Source organism: Microbulbifer halophilus (genome assembly GCF_026183675.1).
Taxonomy (GTDB): domain Bacteria; phylum Pseudomonadota; class Gammaproteobacteria; order Pseudomonadales; family Cellvibrionaceae; genus Microbulbifer; species Microbulbifer halophilus.
Map to the genome: position 1 here is coordinate 31,369 of NZ_JAPIVK010000004.1, position 16,349 is coordinate 47,717.

Annotated in this window: 14 protein-coding genes; 6 read left to right on the forward strand and 8 right to left on the reverse strand. The window is 62.9% G+C overall.

Annotated elements, in window-relative coordinates; all coding sequences use genetic code 11:
• Window positions 1–160 precede the first annotated feature (160 nt).
• Window positions 161–535, forward strand: coding sequence for a hypothetical protein (locus OQE62_RS03150; protein ID WP_265720542.1), 375 nt, complete (start codon window positions 161–163; stop codon window positions 533–535).
• A 98-nt stretch (window positions 536–633) separates the two neighbouring features.
• Here OQE62_RS03150 and OQE62_RS03155 read toward each other — a convergent pair whose 3' ends face one another.
• The 6 genes from OQE62_RS03155 to miaB all read right to left on the reverse strand — a co-directional run bounded on the left by OQE62_RS03155 (window position 634) and on the right by miaB (window position 7,692).
• Entirely contained in the window at window positions 634–1,599 is a 966-nt protein-coding gene (locus OQE62_RS03155) for a TIGR01777 family oxidoreductase (protein ID WP_322746556.1), read from the reverse strand.
• A gap of 132 nt (window positions 1,600–1,731) precedes the next feature.
• Window positions 1,732–3,306, reverse strand: a complete 1,575-nt coding sequence (gene lnt, locus OQE62_RS03160; RefSeq protein ID WP_265720544.1) for an apolipoprotein N-acyltransferase — start codon at window positions 3,304–3,306, stop codon at window positions 1,732–1,734.
• Window positions 3,307–3,495: 189 nt separating this feature from the next.
• On the reverse strand, window positions 3,496–4,386 hold the full coding sequence (locus OQE62_RS03165) for an HlyC/CorC family transporter (RefSeq protein WP_265720545.1): 891 nt from the start codon (window positions 4,384–4,386) through the stop codon (window positions 3,496–3,498).
• A 63-nt stretch (window positions 4,387–4,449) separates the two neighbouring features.
• A complete protein-coding gene (gene ybeY, locus OQE62_RS03170) occupies window positions 4,450–4,920 on the reverse strand; it encodes an rRNA maturation RNase YbeY (RefSeq protein WP_265720546.1) in 471 nt (156 codons plus the stop codon).
• Between the two features lie 29 nt (window positions 4,921–4,949).
• Window positions 4,950–5,969, reverse strand: coding sequence for a PhoH family protein (locus OQE62_RS03175; protein WP_265720547.1), 1,020 nt, complete (start codon window positions 5,967–5,969; stop codon window positions 4,950–4,952).
• A gap of 331 nt (window positions 5,970–6,300) precedes the next feature.
• Window positions 6,301–7,692 carry a tRNA (N6-isopentenyl adenosine(37)-C2)-methylthiotransferase MiaB gene (miaB, locus tag OQE62_RS03180; protein ID WP_265720548.1) on the reverse strand — a complete coding sequence of 464 codons (1,392 nt, stop codon included), beginning with the start codon at window positions 7,690–7,692 and terminating at the stop codon, window positions 6,301–6,303.
• A 167-nt stretch (window positions 7,693–7,859) separates the two neighbouring features.
• Between miaB and OQE62_RS03185 the strand changes: the two genes are divergently transcribed.
• The 5 genes from OQE62_RS03185 to OQE62_RS03205 all read left to right on the forward strand — a co-directional run bounded on the left by OQE62_RS03185 (window position 7,860) and on the right by OQE62_RS03205 (window position 13,359).
• Window positions 7,860–8,192 carry a DUF1820 family protein gene (locus OQE62_RS03185; RefSeq protein WP_265720549.1) on the forward strand — a complete coding sequence of 111 codons (333 nt, stop codon included), beginning with the start codon at window positions 7,860–7,862 and terminating at the stop codon, window positions 8,190–8,192.
• Window positions 8,193–8,568: 376 nt separating this feature from the next.
• A complete protein-coding gene (locus tag OQE62_RS03190; RefSeq protein ID WP_265720550.1) occupies window positions 8,569–9,945 on the forward strand; it encodes a hypothetical protein in 1,377 nt (458 codons plus the stop codon).
• Complete coding sequence (locus OQE62_RS03195) at window positions 9,942–10,727, forward strand: hypothetical protein (RefSeq protein ID WP_265720551.1); 786 nt, start codon at window positions 9,942–9,944, stop codon at window positions 10,725–10,727. Before OQE62_RS03190 ends, OQE62_RS03195 begins: the two co-directional genes overlap by 4 nt.
• A gap of 155 nt (window positions 10,728–10,882) precedes the next feature.
• Window positions 10,883–11,674, forward strand: a complete 792-nt coding sequence (locus OQE62_RS03200; protein WP_265720552.1) for a UDP-2,3-diacylglucosamine diphosphatase — start codon at window positions 10,883–10,885, stop codon at window positions 11,672–11,674.
• Complete coding sequence (locus OQE62_RS03205; RefSeq protein ID WP_265720553.1) at window positions 11,671–13,359, forward strand: lysophospholipid acyltransferase family protein; 1,689 nt, start codon at window positions 11,671–11,673, stop codon at window positions 13,357–13,359. The genes OQE62_RS03200 and OQE62_RS03205 overlap by 4 nt, the downstream gene beginning before the upstream one ends.
• Window positions 13,360–13,613: 254 nt before the next feature.
• On the opposite strand, the gene OQE62_RS03210 is transcribed toward OQE62_RS03205, so the two are convergent.
• Window positions 13,614–14,888 carry an aminotransferase class I/II-fold pyridoxal phosphate-dependent enzyme gene (locus OQE62_RS03210; protein WP_265720554.1) on the reverse strand — a complete coding sequence of 425 codons (1,275 nt, stop codon included), beginning with the start codon at window positions 14,886–14,888 and terminating at the stop codon, window positions 13,614–13,616.
• A gap of 550 nt (window positions 14,889–15,438) precedes the next feature.
• Complete coding sequence (locus OQE62_RS03215) at window positions 15,439–16,314, reverse strand: DUF6279 family lipoprotein (protein WP_265720555.1); 876 nt, start codon at window positions 16,312–16,314, stop codon at window positions 15,439–15,441.
• Window positions 16,315–16,349: the final 35 nt, after the last annotated feature.

Consider the following 16,349-nt stretch of genomic DNA (forward strand, 5'->3'; position numbering starts at 1 on the left):
CCCGGGATCCTATCAGCAGGTTGACCGGGGCCGGTACAATATCGTCGGATGACCTTGTCGGGCCCGACAGGTGGGCATAGGTTCAGTGTCCGTGTTGTTGTTTATTGTCGGCAGGACTAGTGGCTGTGAACAGCAATAACAATAAAAGAGGTACAACGAGATGACGGATATTCCTTCATCCTTTTCCCCGATCCAACTGCATAATCGCCTCAACCGGCCGGTGCAGATCGGGTTCAAGCGAACCGTTCAGGATGGCCGCGAGCTGGTCTTCCTCTGCGCGGGCAGCGAGGGGGCGGCTCAGGTCAGCAAGAATTTTGAGACCTTTGCCGGGCAGATTGTGCGGGAATTTCGCATGGAACCGGCCGAGGTGGACTTTGTCGAGCTGCGCTGCGACGGCGACGAGCGCCACTGGTACCGCTGGCACGCCCAGTGGGTGGGTTCGGCGCCGATGGAATGCCGGGCGGAGCTGGTGGTGGGAGAATCCGGCCGCCGCTACCTGGCGCAGGCGCTCAGCCGGACCGAGGAGGCGGCGTAGGGTCGTCCCTGGCCTACCTTATTGGCACTGGCCCAAGGTGCCGGAAATAAACAGGGTGGACATAAAGTTCTCCCCTTCAGATAGACTGGGGAGGCCTATCAAGCCCGCGCTTTCTTGGTGTGGCCGTTTTTCTGCAACAGGTCCGCCAGGGCCTGCTCCAGGGTCGGAAACTGGAAGCTGTAGCCGCTGTCCAGGGCGGTGCCCGGTTCCATTTTCTGGCTCGCCAGCAGCAGTTCCTCGGCCATATCCCCGAATACCATTTTGAGCGCCCAGGCCGGCGCGCGCATCAGGGATGGGCGGTGCAGTTGCCTGCCCAGCAGGCGGGCAAAGCTGTTGTTGGTGACCGCCTCCGGTGCGCAGGCGTTGAAGGGCACGCACAGGTGGTGGTCGATGGCGTGCAGCATCAGGCCGACGATATCGTCCTCGTGAATCCAGCTCATCCACTGCTCACCGGAACCCATGGGGCCGCCCACACCGAGGCGGAAGGCCGGCAGCATCTGTGCCAGGGCACCGCCGCGGGTTGAGAGGACGATTGCCGTGCGCATACTACCGACGCAGATGCCGGCCTGTTGCAGGGGCAGGGTGGCCGCCTCCCAGTCCCGGCAGAGCTGTGCGGCGAAGCCGCCGCCGGGGGGGCTGTTTTCCCGCAGCAGATCGCCGCCGCGATCGCCGTAGTAGCCCACCGCGGAGCCCGACAGGAAATAGCCCGGCCGCTGTGTCCGGGACAGGGACCACTGCACCAGCCTGTTGGTGATTTCCAGGCGCGAGTCGCGCATCTCCGCGCGTCGCTTTTCCGTCCAGCGGTGCGTGATGGGTTCCCCGGCCAGGTTCACCACCACATCCACCGGCGTCTCTACTTCCTCGGGCTCTCGACAGCCGGACGCCGCTTCACCACAGAGTTTATGGACCCTGTCCGGTCTTCGGCTGAGAACCGTCAATGTGTTTCCCCGCGCCAGCCACTGTTGGCAAAACAGTCGGCCGATGAGGCCGGTACCGCCGCTGATTAAACAATGCATAGAAGAGGGCATCCGTGCCGCCGTTTTGAAGTAATTTGTCTGCAGCATAGCAGCCGAGGCCTGCAGTGACGGGCGCTGGAGGCTGTTGACGCTAGATATGTGCAGTTTTGGGGAAGCTGTGCGGAGGGGCGAACAATTTTCGGCGCCGGCGGAGGGCCGGCACCGGTTTCGGCAGGGGAATCAGTCGGAAAGTTCGCCGGCCAGCGGGGTTTCCGAGTCGGCCGTTTTCCGGCGCCGCAGCAGTACCGCAGCCGCCAGCATCGGCAGCGCCAGTGCGAAGACGGCGGAGATACCCGCCAGCATAAACGGCGTGCTGCCGCGCATCGTCGAGACCTCGCCCACCAGGGTGGCCTGTTCGAACTGGGGCAGCCTGCCGGTGATGCGGCCGCGGGGGTCGACGATGGCGGTCACCCCGGTATTGGTGCCGCGCACCAGATAGCGGCCGGTCTCGAGCGCGCGCATCTGCGCCATTTGCATATGCTGCAGCGGGCCGATGGAGTCGCCGAACCAGGCGTCGTTGCTGATGGTGAGCAGTACCTGGTTGGACAGGGCGCTGTTGGCCACCATGCCCGGATAGACGATCTCGTAGCAGATCAGCGGTGCCCAACTGGCGCCGCCGGCGTGCAGCGGTTGCTGCTCCTCCGCGCCGGGGCGGATGAAGGAGGTGGGTAGGTCGAAGAATTCGATGGTGCCGCGGATCCATTCCTCCAGCGGCACATACTCGCCGAAGGGCACCAGGTGGCGCTTGTGGTAGACCTGCGGGCTGCGGCCGAAAACGGCCGCGGAGTTGTGTACCACGCGGCGGTCGCTGTCCGCCTGCCGCCGGTCGTAGAGCAGGCCGCTGATCAGGTCGATGTCGGTTTTTTCCGCGTTGCGCTGCAGTGCCTCCATCAGGTTGGGAGCCTGGTTGTACAGCAGCGGCAGCGCGGCCTCGGGCCAGATGATCACGTCCACCTGCTGGCCACTGAGTTCCCGGGTGCCTTTCTGGTAGCGGCTGATGGTCTCGCCGCGGAACTCCGGCAGCCACTTTTTATCCTGGGGAATATTGGCCTGTACCAGGCCCACCGCGATGGTCTCGCCCTCGGGTTGCGTCCAGTGCACCTGGGCCAGCAGGGCGCCGGCGGGCCAGGGCAGGGCGGCGGCCAGCAACAGTGCGACGCTGGATTTGCCGCGGACCGGGACCAGCCGGCCGCTGACCAGCAGCGCGATCACCGCGCCGGTCAGTGCCAGCAGCAGGCCGATGCCGTAGACACTGAGTACCGGCGCCCAGCCGGCCAGCGGTGTACCCAGGTGGGCGTAGCCGGCAAACAGCCAGGGAAAGCCGGTAAAGATCCAGCTGCGCAGCCACTCGCCGGCAAACCAAAGGGCGGCGAAGGCCAGGGCGAAGCTGGCGCGGTTGTCGGTAAAGCGGCCGAGCAGGATGAAGGGCAGTGCCAGTACCAGTGCCAGCACGGCGATGAAGGCGCCGGTGAGCAGCAGGCCGAGGATGGCCGAGGAACCGCCGAACTGGGTGATGGAAACATAGACCCAGGAGGCACCGCTGCCGAAGAGCCCCAGGCCATAGCAGAAGGCGAGCCGGAAGCTGCGTTTGCCCGGAAGCGGTTTTTCGCCGGCGGCGCGCAGGTAGAGCCAGGCCAGCAGCGCCAGCGACAGCAGGCTGCAGATCCAGTAGTCGTAGGGGGCGAAAGACAGGGTCATCAGGCCGCCGGCCAGGAATGACAAAAGCGGTACGATGAAGGGTGAATACTTTTTCACAAATGGTATCTCGCCGCGACTCAATTGTTTACAAACACATCTGTAGGAGCCTGCTTGTGACCGCCATGGATGGCGGAAATGCAGGGTTTGCATGGAGCAAAAATCTGCCAGGCGATCTCGGAGCGGCCCCGTGTATGATCGCCTGCGCGGCAGGCTCCTGCGGCACGGGGAAAAGGGTGCCGGGGCCTCTCACTCATCGTTCCGCGTTCCGCTCTCATCGCTCCGCATCACCCGCAGCAGGTGGATCTGCCGGTTGTCGGCGTAGAGTACGCGGAACATGAAGCTGCCCAGGCGGGTGATCTCGTCGCGCCCCGGCAGGTGGCCGAAGGACTGCATGATGAGGCCGCCGATGGTGTCGAACTCCTCGTCGCTCAGCTCGGCTTCGAAATAGTCATTGAATTCCTCGATGGGGGTGAGGGCCTTGACGATATAGTCGTTCTCGCCCACCTTGCGGATAAAGCTGTCCCCTTCCTCCTCGTCGGTCTCGTCTTCGATTTCGCCGACGATTTCCTCGAGGATGTCTTCAATGGTGACCACGCCAGAGACGCCGCCGTACTCGTCGATCACCACTGCCATATGGTAGCGGTTCTCGCGGAATTCCCGCAGCAGGATATTCAGGCGCTTGCTCTCGGGAATGATGTTGGCCGGGCGGATGATATCTTCCAGCCGGAAGCCCTCTGTCCCTTTCAGGACCAGCGGCAGCAGGTCCTTGGCCAGGAGGATACCGCGGATATCGTCGACGCTCTCGCCGATGACGGGGAAGCGGGAGTGGCCGGATTCGATGATCTTGGGGAGAAACTCTTCGGGCTTGTCCTGCAGGCTGACGACCACCATCTGCGAGCGCGGAATCATGATTTCGCGCACCTGCTGGCTGGAGACATCCAGCGCGCCCTCGATGATGGACAGGGCCTCCGCGTCCACCAACTGGTTTTCCGCGGCGTCCTTGATGATATCCAGTAGTTCATCGCGGGACTTGGGCTCTGCCGAAAAAGCCCCGAAGAGCTTTTCCAGCCAGTTCTTGTCGCCCTTGCTGGATGGGGGGCTACTTGGGGGTTCGTCAGTGGTCATGGAAGTGGCCATGCTCCGGGTTTCTCTCACTCTTACACTAGTAACTGGTCGGGGCGGGCAGGGCGCCCGCCATACCTATTCCTGTATTTCCGTAGGGATATACGGATCCGCAAATCCCAGCCCCTTCAGCAGGCCGGTTTCCAGGTTCTCCATGATCTCCGCATCCGCATCCTCGATATGGTCGTAACCCAGGAGGTGCAGTGTGCCATGGACCACCATATGTGCCCAGTGCGCCGTGGCGGCTTTGCGCTGCTGTTGCGCCTCCCGGGCGACAACGGGGGCGCATATTACAAGATCCCCGAGCAGTGGGAGGTTCAGCTCCTCCGGCAGCTCGGCGGGGAAGGACAGCACATTGGTGGGCTTGTCTCTGCCGCGGTACTGGTGGTTCAGTTGCCGGCTCTCGTCTTCGTCGACGATACGCACGCTGAGCTCCGTCCCGCTGCGGCGGTCGCCCAGGGCGGCGGTCACCCAGCGCTGGATCTGGCGGTCGGGGGGGAGGTCGGTGCAGCGGCTGGCCCGCTGCACTTCCAGAGTGAGTTTGCTCATGGTCGCGATGGCATCGGCAGTCGGCGGCTTCAGGCCGCGTCTTCGCCCGGTTTGCCGGCCACGGTGTCGCCCGCTTCGTGCGCGTCGTAGGCTTCGACGATACGCTGCACCAGCGGGTGGCGCACCACGTCCTTGGCGCCGAAGTGCGTGAAGCTGATGCCGTTCACCTTGCCCAGTACCTCGATCGCGTGGCGCAGGCCGGAGGACTGGCCGCGGGGCAGGTCCACCTGGCTGGGGTCGCCGGTAACCACCGCGGTGGAGCCAAAACCGATGCGGGTCAGGAACATCTTCATCTGCTCGCGGGTGGTGTTCTGGCTCTCGTCGAGAATCACGAAGGCGTTGTTCAGGGTGCGGCCGCGCATGTAGGCCAGCGGTGCCACCTCGATCACGTTGCGCTCGATCAACTTGCCCACCGTCTCGAAACCGAGCATCTCGTAGAGGGCGTCGTAGAGCGGGCGCAGGTAGGGATCCACCTTCTGGCTCAGGTCGCCGGGCAGGAAGCCCAGTTTCTCGCCGGCCTCCACCGCCGGGCGCACCAGCAGGATGCGCTCCACCTCGTCCTTCAGCAGCGCCTCCACCGCACAGGCCACCGCCAGGTAGGTCTTGCCGGTACCGGCCGGGCCTATGCCGAAGTTGATATCGCTGGACTGCACCGCACGCACGTATTTGCGCTGGTTGCCGCCGCGCGGTCGCACGGAGCACTTCTTGGTGCGGATCAGCACCACCTTGTCCGCCTCGTTGTCCCGGTCGGCGCTGCCCTGCTGCAGCTCTTCGACACCGGACTGCTGCAGGGCCAGGTGGACCTCCTCCGGCGTCAGGTGATCGCGGCTGTCGGTATCCCGGTAGAGGGCGTTCAGCAGCTCGCCGGCGGCGCGGGCCGATTGCGGCTCGCCATAGAAGGCAAACTGGTTGCCGCGGTTGCGGATCTCGATATCCAGTCGCTGTTCAATCTGGCGCAGGTGTTGATCGAATTGGCCACAGAGGTTGGCCAGGCGGCGGGCGTCGTTGGGCTCAAGGGTGATACTGTGAGCGAGGGTATGTGTTTCCAAATTGGTTTCCGGCACCTTTGATTGGGAGTTTCACTGCTAGGGTATACCCATTTTCCCGGTGGGGGAAAGGGCGGTGTGTGACGAATGGGTTCTAACCTTATAAGCGTTTTATAACAGGCCGGTATTACAGTTTCGGGACTCGGTGTAGGGTGCGCCGTGTGCACCGTCATCCAGGTCCGATCGAAGGGGCTTCGAACGGCGCCCCCCTCTCCCTAACCCACTGACTCGCGCCATCCCTGGCACTCGCCCGCTTCGCGGGCGCCTTCGGCGCCCAAATTTGATCCTGTCAAATTTGTCCCCGCGGGAGAGGGAACTTGTACCGGGCCGCGATCTACACCAGCGGTCCATCCAGCTCCGAATCCACCAACGTACCGCGCAGCGAGTTGGGCAGCGCCTCCTCGATGGATACATCGGCGAACTTGCCGATCAGCGCCAGGTCGTCGGCGCGGAAGTTGACCACGCGGTTGTTTTCGGTCCGGCCCTGCAACTGGCCCGGGTCCTTCTTGGACACGCCGGTCACCAGCACCCGCTCGATGTTGCCCACCATGCGCCGCGCGATTTCCGCTGCCTGCTGGTTGATGCGGTGTTGCAACAGCTGCAGGCGCTGTTTCTTCACGGCTTCCGGCGTGTCGTCGGGCAGGTCTGCCGCCGGCGTGCCCGGGCGGGCGGAATAGATGAAGCTGAAGGAGATATCGAAGCCCACGTCCTCGATCAGCTTCATGGTGTCCTCGAAGTCCCGGTCGGTCTCCCCGGGAAAGCCGATGATAAAGTCGGACGACAGGCAGATATCCGGGCGGATCCGGCGCAGGCGGCGGATCTTGGACTTGTACTCCAGCGCCGTGTGGCCGCGCTTCATGGCCATCAGGATACGGTCGGAGCCGCTCTGCACCGGCAGGTGCAGGTGATTCACCAGCTCCGGCACCTCGGCGTAGACGTCGATCAGCGCATCGGAGAACTCCACCGGGTGCGATGTGGTGTAGCGAATGCGGTCGATGCCGTCGACAGCGGCCACATAGGTGATCAGCTCGGCGAAGTCGACGATCTGGCCGTCGTCGCCGGCGGCCCGGTAGGCGTTGACGTTCTGGCCCAGCAGGTTCACCTCGCGCACGCCCTGGTCCGCCAGGTGGGCCACTTCCTCCAGCACGTCCGCCACCGGGCGGCTGACTTCCTCGCCGCGGGTGTAGGGCACCACGCAGAAGGTGCAGTACTTGGAGCAGCCCTCCATGATGGAGACGAAGGCGGTGGCGCCGTCCGCCTCCGGTTGCGGCAGGCTGTCGAACTTCTCGATCTCGGGGAAGGTCACGTCGACCACCACGGCGCCGTTCTTCTGTTCCCGCGTCTGCATCATTTCCGGCAGCCGGTGCAGTGTCTGCGGGCCGAAGATCAGGTCCACATAGGGTGCGCGACTGGAGATGGCGTCCCCCTCCTGGCTGGCCACACAGCCGCCGACGCCGATGATCAGGTCGGGATTCTTTTCCTTCAGGTGCTTCCAGCGGCCCAGTTGGTGGAACAGTTTTTCCTGGGCCTTCTCGCGGATGGAACAGGTGTTGACCAGCAACACGTCGGCATCTTCCGGGTCGTCGGTGGGCACCATGGCGTGGGACTCGCCGAGCAGGTCGCGCATACGCGACGAATCGTACTCGTTCATCTGGCAGCCGTGGGTCTTGATATAGAGCTTTTTCACCCCCTTGTTTTCGGGGGCTTCGGTCAGTTCGGAAGACATAGGTCGCCTGGTTAAAAACTGTTCAGGTGAAAAGGTGGGGCATTATAGCGGCCCCTCTGCGGACTGCATAGACGGGTCACTGCTAGAGTGCTAACCTTCCGCGCTTTTTCGGGCAGAGCCCGCGTCGAGACTAGAATCCGCAAGGGATCACCCAATCCGAGATTTCTATGGCCAACCCAATCTACAAAGTCATCTTCCACAACCAGAACCAGGTGTACGAGCTCTACGCCCGGGCCATCTACCAGAGTGATATGTACGGTTTTATCGAGGTGGAGGAGTTTGTCTTTGGCGAGAAGTCGCAGTTGGTGGTGGACCCCAGCGAGGAGAAGCTCAAGTCCGAGTTCAATGCGGTGAGTCGTTCCTATATCCCCATGCACAGCATCGTGCGCATCGATGAGGTGGAGAAAGAGGGCACCGGCAAGATCGTCGAGGTCAAGGGCGACAAAGTGACCCAGTTCCCCTACCCGGTGCCGGGGCGGCCGCCGGTGGATACCGAGTGACCTGACCGCCGGCGATTCCGGCGCCGCTCCCTCCCCGCCAGCCCCGGTGCAGCTTGCGGCGCCCCGGGCGCCGGCTTCAACCTCTTTACCCTTCCGGCGACCCCTTGCCCCCGCGTTTCATCGCATGCCGGGCGCAGGCATTCGTCTGCGCGGCTATTCTGTAATCAGGGAAAACTCCTGACTCGAGTTTCCGAATTCGGTGTAGCAGCCGATGGCACAAGCCGGAGCGGGGTGCACCTTTCTGGGACACGCCGTGAATCCATCCTTGGAGGCTTGTCTGCGAGGTCCCACTCGCAGACAGTCCCAGAAAGGTGCACCCCGCTCCGGCTTTCAAAACTTGAGATACCTAAAAGCGGGATGTATTTAGGTGAAGTCGATGACCTCCATACCGGCAAGCAAGGCGGCAATCTCCGCCCTGAGGCTCGAACAGCGCGTCGAGCGGGACGTGAAGGCGGGTATCCCGGAGCTGGACCGGACCAGTCACACCGAGAGCGAGGAGAGTATCCGCGCCTACGTCGCCAGCGAAATCGTCGGCGCCGTCCACCGCAAGCGCCAGGATGAAATCGACGAACAGGCGGAGGCCCGCAACGAACTGCATATCCGCCAGCTCTACCAGGAGCTGGGCAATACCGACCGGGAGCTGAGCAGGAAGATCGACAGCAGAAAGTCCGCGCTGCTACAGGAGCTCCGACAGTCGGCCCGGGACCTGTCCTCCGCGCGGGCCGACCTGGAGATATTCCGGCACAAGAATGGCCTCACCCGCGATGCCATCTACCGCGAGTCGAAACTGCTGCATTGCGCCATCATTTTCTTTATCGTCATTTTCGAAACGGCACTGAATGCCTTCTTTCTCTCCCGGGGCAGCGAGCTGGGACTGCTGGGTGGATTCTTCCAGGCGTTTATCCTGTCCCTGGTCAATCTCGGCCTGGCCGCTTTTATCGCCTTCTCCCTGCGCAACCTGTTTCACGTCAATATCCTGCGGAAACTCTGTTTCGGGCTGCTGTTTGTCGCCATCTCGGCGGCGTCGCTCTATTTCGTGCTCGGGGTGGGGCACTATCGGGAAGCGCTGGAGGCGGACCCGTTTACCGCCTCCGAGGTGGCCGTCACCAGCCTCTGGAGCGCTCCCTGGGGCATCCGGGACTTCAATTCCTGGATCATGGTGATCGTCAGTGCCATCGCGCTGTCGCTGCTGGTGGCGAAGTTTTTCGTCGTCGACGATCGCTACCCCGGCTACACGGCGGTTTCCCGCCGCGTCAGGGACCTGCAGCGGCAATGGGTGGAGCGCTGCGGCGATGCCTTCGATGAAATCGGCGAGGCGGTGGAGGAGTCGCGGCAGGCGCTGTCGGAAAAGGACCGTGAGATCCGCTCCCAGTTTATCCGCTTCAAGGCCAGTATCGAACGCAGCGAGGACATCCGGCGCGAATACCAGGAGGATATCACCAGGGCGCAGGGATTGCTGGATGAACTGGTGCGCTACTACCAGTCCCATTCGGCGAGGATCATGAATCGGCGAGCGGCCTATTTCGGTGAACTGCTGCGATTCGAGCTGGGAACCCTGCCGAAGCTCAATACCGTCGGCCTCGACCAGCACCGGGAAGAACTGCAGTTCTTCGAGCAGATGGTGGCCGCGCTCGACCGGGAATACGCGGCCGCCATGGATCGGATCGGCGAGCAGTGGGAAGGCGCCCGGGCCGATATCAGCGCATTTATCGGCCGGGTCGAGCGGGAAAGCGGGCTGAGCCTTTCACAATGAGGTACTCCCGAAACAGGTTTTCGTCGGAGGACCGCAGGGGGCTGATGCTCTTCGCCGCCGGTATCGCGGTGCTCGCGGCGCTGGCCGCGGTGGTGTTGCAGAAGATTCACTCCCCGGAACACGACTACGACCGGCAGACACTCTGCAACGAAAGCCTGCGGCGACAGGCCCACAACCTTTTTATTATCGATGTGTCGGACGCCATGTCCGCGTACCAGAAAAAATTTCTCAGCCGGCATATAGCGCGGCTGCTGGAAGCATCCGCGGTCAATGACCGCTTCACCATTTTTGTACTCGACGAGCGCTACAGCGGCCTGTCCGAACCGGTGGTCGACCTGTGCAAACCCAGGTCCGCCGAGGATGTGAGCAGCCTGACGGCGAACCGGTTATTTGTCGAAAACCTGTATGAAAAACGCTTCGAATCGCCGCTCCGGGGTGCCATCGCCGACACCGTCTCCGCCGGCGACCAGCCCATCTCCCCGATCTACGAAGCACTGTCCGATGTGGCCGCCCTGAAACGTATCGATCCCCGCGCGCAGGAGGTCAACCTGACCCTGGTCAGCGATATGATCCAGAATTCCGGGGCGGGATCGGTTTTCAACAGCGGACCCGAAGCGATCGAGAAACTGCCGGCGATCGACCTGCGCCGCGCCAGGACCCGGGTGTTGTGGTTGAACCGGGAGAAATACAGCCAATACCAGACCCCGGAACTGGCCAGCAGCTGGGAGGACTATCTCGCCAGTGTGTCGCGCTTCGATCAGATTGAAAGAATCCGGAACTGAGCGGTTTCGGGTTCTTGTTTCACCTGGTTCCGTCTGCCCATTTGATCCGGAAGCTGGCACCGGGCTCCGCCCTGCAACAAATTCTTCACCAAAGAATCCCAAACTTGTAAAAAAACCCGGTCAAGGTATCTCAAACCGCAACTTGGGACCTTGGCATGAGCAACCGCTATCGCGCACTGTGGATTTCCGATGTTCACCTGGGCAGCCGGGACAGCGAGCCGCAACGGTTGGCGGATTTTCTGGCCGAGAACCGCGCCGATACCGTCTACCTGGTCGGCGATATCTTTGACATGAAGGCACTGGCCCAGGGCAGGGGAAGCTGGTGTCGCCACTCCTCCATGCTGATGGGCATGCTGGCGGAACTCAGCAGTCAGACACCGGAAGTCATCTACGTACCCGGCAACCACGACGCCCCCATGCGCAGCTGGGCCGGCAAGCGGCTGGGCAATATCCGTGTGGAACGCGACTGGGTGCACGAATCCGCAGACGGCAGGCGCTACTGGGTAACCCACGGCGATCAGTTCGAACACCAGATCGACGTCAATCCACTCAGTTACCAGATCGGCGATCACAGCTACTACCTGATGCTGCGCATGAACCGCTGGATCAATTACTGGCGCGGCCGCTTCGACAAGCCCTGGTGGTCGCTGGCCAACCACGTCAAAACCCGTGTGCAGGCGGCGAGGCGGATGATGGACAGTTTCGAGGAAGTGGCTGTTCGCGAGACACAGCGGCGCGGTCTCGACGGTGTCATCTGCGGCCATATCCACCGCGCCGCCCTGCGCCGCAACAGCGCCGGCGAGTCCCCCGTGACCTACGCCAACTGCGGCGACTGGGTGGACTCGATGAGCGCTGTGGTGGAGCTGCCCGACGGCGGCCTGGATCTGCTGCACTGGCACCGCGCGCCGAAAATCGCGCGCATCATGACCGAGGCGGTGGCGGCATGATCCGGGTCGAGTCTCTTTTGCAGGACAATCCCTGGTACAGCGCCGCGCCGCAAAAACCGGCGCGCCGGCTGGTATCCGCGACCCTGAAGAAAATCTGCTGCGAGCAGCAGTTGCAGGAATTCGGGCGGCTCTATCCGCATCTGGGCGGGCTGGATTTTATCCGCCAGGTGTTTGCGTTTTTCGATTTTCACTACGACCTGAACCCGCTGGAGCTGGAGCGGATTCCCCGCAGCGGGCCGCTGGTAATCGTATCCAACCATCCGCTCGGCAGTCTCGACGGCCTGGCGCTGATCGACATGGTGGCGCGGGTGCGCAAGGATGTAAAAGCGGTGGCCAGCCAGTTGCTGTGGAATATCGAGCCGCTGCGCTCCTACCTGTTGCCGGTGGACAATTTCAACGGCCGCACCCGCCGCGGCGATGTGGAGGGGATTTACGAATACCTGCGCGCTGATGGTGCCGTTATCGTTTTCCCGGCCGGCGAGGTTTCGCGCCTGACACCCCAGGGGGTGCGCGACGGCCGCTGGAATCCGGGCTTCGCCCGTTTCGCGGAAAAGACCGGTGCACCGATACTGCCGGTGCAGGTGCGCGGGCGCAATTCTCTGTGGTTCTACGGCCTGTCGATGGTGAACCGGCCGCTGTCGACCCTGTGGCTGATTCGCGAGATGTTCAAGCAGAGCCACGGCAGTATCGATATCCGCGTCGGCAACCCGGTGGAGGCGGAGCACTTCCGCCAGTGGCCGCTGACCTCCCGCGCCCAGGCGCGCCTGTGGCGCCGGCATGTCTATCGGCTGCACAAATCGCCGCGCCCGCTGGGGCCGGAGATCATCGCCGGGGCCGAGCCGGCGGACGATGTCGAGCGGGGGATCGAGGCCTGCGAGACGCTGGTGGAGCAGGGGAATTTCTCGGTGCGGCTCTATCGCCAGCGGCCGGATTGCCCGGTGATGCGCGAGCTGTCCCGCATCCGCGAAATTGCCTTCCGGGCGGTGGGCGAGGGCACCGGCCAGAGCCGCGACTGGGATGCCTTCGATGCCCACTACGATCACCTGTTGTTGTGGGACGGCGCGCGCCGGCAGATCGCGGGCGCCTACCGGCTGGCGAAAACCGACAGTCTTTCCCCGGAGCAGATTTACAGCGGTACCCTGTTCAACTACCCGAGCCCGCCACAGCAGTGCCTGCCGGATTCGGCGGAGTTGGGGCGCAGTTTCCTGTTGCCGGAGTACTGGCGCAGCCGCGGCCTGGATCTGTTGTGGTGCGGCATCGGCCAGTGGATTGCGCGCAACCGCGTGCGCTACCTGTTCGGGCCGGTTTCCATGCCGGGCAATTTTTCCGCGCGTGCCAAGGCGGCGATAGTGCGCTATTTCCTGCACCACTTTGCCACCGACAATCCCCTCGGCGATGCCCGCCTGCCGTTTTCCGAGGCCCGCGACGATCTGCCGCAACTGGTCGGCGATGCGGCGGAAGACATGGTGCAGTTGAAGGGGATCCTGAAGGAAGAGGGGGTGATGCTGCCGCCGCTATTCAAGAAGTACACCGCGGTGACAGAACCCGGCGGAACCAGTTTCCACGCCTTCAATGTGGATCCGGATTTCTGCGATTCGGTGGACGGGCTGGTGGTGGTGGATCTGGAGAAGATGGATCCGAAGTTTGCCAGGCGCTACCTCGGCGCTTTGGCTGAACCGGCGTAGCGGTAGGGTGCGACGTGGCAGACAACTGCTCCATGCGCTCTCTGCATGACCGCCGTCCTTGGCGGTCTCGCACCACTGATCCTGTAAGCAGAGATCGGGACGGCCCTGCTGCCGGTGGCTGTTTGCTCAACAGCCTCATCGGCAATCGTTTCCCAAACAGCCCCCGGCAGCAGGGCCTTCACGTCCGGCCTCGATATTCTTTTTGACGTTGACCGGACGGTGCGCACGGCGCACCTTACTGAGAGTCCTGAAACCTACGCCATCTGCAACTGCTTGCGCACGCTCGCCAGCTTCACACACAGCACAAACACCGACATGGCCGTATCCACTTCCTCCAGTGGCGGGAAGCTGGGGGCGATGCGGATATTGCGGTCTTCCGGGTCCTTGCCGTAGGGGAAGGTGGCGCCGGCGGGTGTCAGTTTGACGCCCGCGTCCGCGGCCAGTTTGATCACTTCGGTGGCGCAGCCGGGACGGGTGTTAAAAGAGACGAAATAGCCGCCCCTGGGTTTTTCCCATTCGCCCAAGTCCGATTCGCCAAAGGATTTCTCCAGTTGCTCCAGCACGCATGCGAATTTCGGCTTCAGGATTTCCGCGTGCTTCTGCATATGTTCCTTGAGCATGGTGAACTCGGCGAAAAAGCGTGAGTGGCGAAGCTGGTTCACCTTGTCCGGGCCGATGGTCATGGCCTGCATCTGCTGTTTCAGCGACGCCAGGTTGGCGGGGCTGCTGCTGACGAAGGCTACGCCGGAGCCAGCGAAGGTGACCTTGGAAGTGGAGGCGAACTGGATCACCGAGTCGGCGGTATCGTTGGCCAGGGTGGCGCTGCGGATGCTGGGCAGGTTCACCTGCTGCTCCAGGTCGTGGATTGCGTAGGCGTTGTCCCAGAAGATGCGGAAGCCGGGGTTGGCGATCTGGCCCAGTTGCGCCAGGCGATCGACGGTGTCTTCGCTGTAGGTGACGCCGGTGGGGTTGGAGAACTTGGGGACACACCAGATACCGATGATATCGCGGTCGTTGCGCACCAGTTCCTCGGCCGCGTCCATATCCGGGCCACTGTCGGTCATGGGGACATTGACCATGCCGATGCCCAGTTGCTCGCAGATGGAGAAGTGGCGGTCGTAGCCGGGCACCGGGCAGAGGAATTTGGGGTTTTCCAGCTCGCGCCAGGGGGTGTTGCCGGCGAAACCGAACAAGTAGCCGGTGAGCACGGCGTGGTACATCAGCGTCAGCGAGCTGTTGCCGCCGGCAATCACTTCTTCGCTGGGCACCTGCAGGATGTCCGCGCCCAGGTCGCGGGCGCAGGCGAGGCCGTCGAGGCCGCCGTAGTTGCGGGTGTCGGTGCCGTCCGCCGCGCGGTAATCGCCGTTCAGGATGCCGTCCAGTTTGTCGGCCAGGTGAAGCTGATCGGCGGAGGGTTTGCCGCGGGTGATGTCCAGGCTGAGCTCGTGTTCGCAGATGCGCTGGTATTGCGCGCTCAGTTCCTTTTCCCACTCTTGCAGTTGTTCGCGGCTGGCGGAGTCGATATGCACGGTGATTCCTCGATTGGCTTATGGGGGGCTGGAGCTTAGCAGCCGCAGGGCGGATTCGTCAGCTCCGGTGGCCAGTGCGCCGGGGGGGAGCGGCGGGAATGCGCCGGCTTGCAAGAATGTGATCACGTAGAGGCTTGCTTATGCCTGCCGATAAGGCGAGTGGATAAGCCGACCCCGATATTTTTTAGACGGTAGGGTACGCCGTGGCAGACAACTGCTCCATGCGTTCCCTGCATGACCGCCGTCCTTGGCGGTCTCGCACCGTTGATCGGGTCTGTAGAGGCTGCCGAAATTCGGTTCGTAAGCAGGTTCTGGGGCGGCCCTGCTGTCGGTGGTTGTTTGCTCAACAGCCTCATCGGCACAAATCGGCAGGGCCGCCGATTTGGACGCCGCAGGCGCCCGAAGGGCGAGGGACATGGATGTCCCAAGTCAATCGTTTCACAAACAACCCCCGGCAGCAGGGCCTTCGCATCCGACCTGGATATTCTTTTCCAGCTGTAGCTCTGGCGGTGCGCACGGTGCACTCTACAGAGAGTCCCCTGTCCCCAAATCAGCGATTGGCCAGCTCGCGAAAGTCCCCCGCGTATTCGCGCAGGGTTTCGGCCAGGTGTTGCTGTTGCTCCGGTGTGGTGCTGGCGAGCATCTGCTCGCCCAGCGCGCGGGCTTGGCGGTGTCGCTCCTCCTGCATCTGTCGGTATTCGTCGGACCACAACTGTTGCGGGTCCAGCATCAGGTCGCGCAGCTGCGCCCGGTAATTATCGGGTTTGTTGCGCAGCAGTTCGAGAAAGCGGGCCTGCCATTTTCCGCGCTGCCGGTCTCGCAACAGCGGGTCGTAGGCAGCCCGGGAGACCCAGGTGGAGATCAGGGCTTTCTGTTTATCGGTGAGGGAGCCCAGCCAGCGCTCGCTGTGTTTGCGGATCCGCTTCCGGCGCTTCTGTTCGACTTCTTCCGGCGATTCGCGCCACTCCTCCAGTGACTCCTCGCGCTTTTCCCTGAAGTTTTCCGCCAGCTCGCTGATCTGTTCCGGCCGGAGTCTCGCCGCCAGTGGGATCAGCAGGTCGTAGAATTGAGTACTGGAGGCTTCCCAGAAACCGCGTGCCCTGTCTTCCAGCGTCTCCAGCGGCAGATCTTCCAGTTCACCTGTTTCCACCCGGTCGGCGAGTTCCATCATGGCGTCGGCGTAGCGCGGCAGTTGGGTCTGGCGGTGCCAGGCCAGGAAACTGTCGAGGGAGGCCTGTAGCTGGCGCTTCTGTTCGCGGTCCAGGTCGACATAGTCGTCCAGCTGCCAGCGCAGCCAGCGGTCCAGTTGCCCGTAGGCGAACTGGATGCTGGAGCAGCCGGCGAGCGACAGCAGTGTCGCCAGCAGCACCGTGGTGCAGAGGCTTCGGAGGCGGTGGTCCGGGGCGGGCTGGGCCGCTTGAGTCATTCGTTGCATCCCTAGTAGTGAGTAACTCAAGTTTC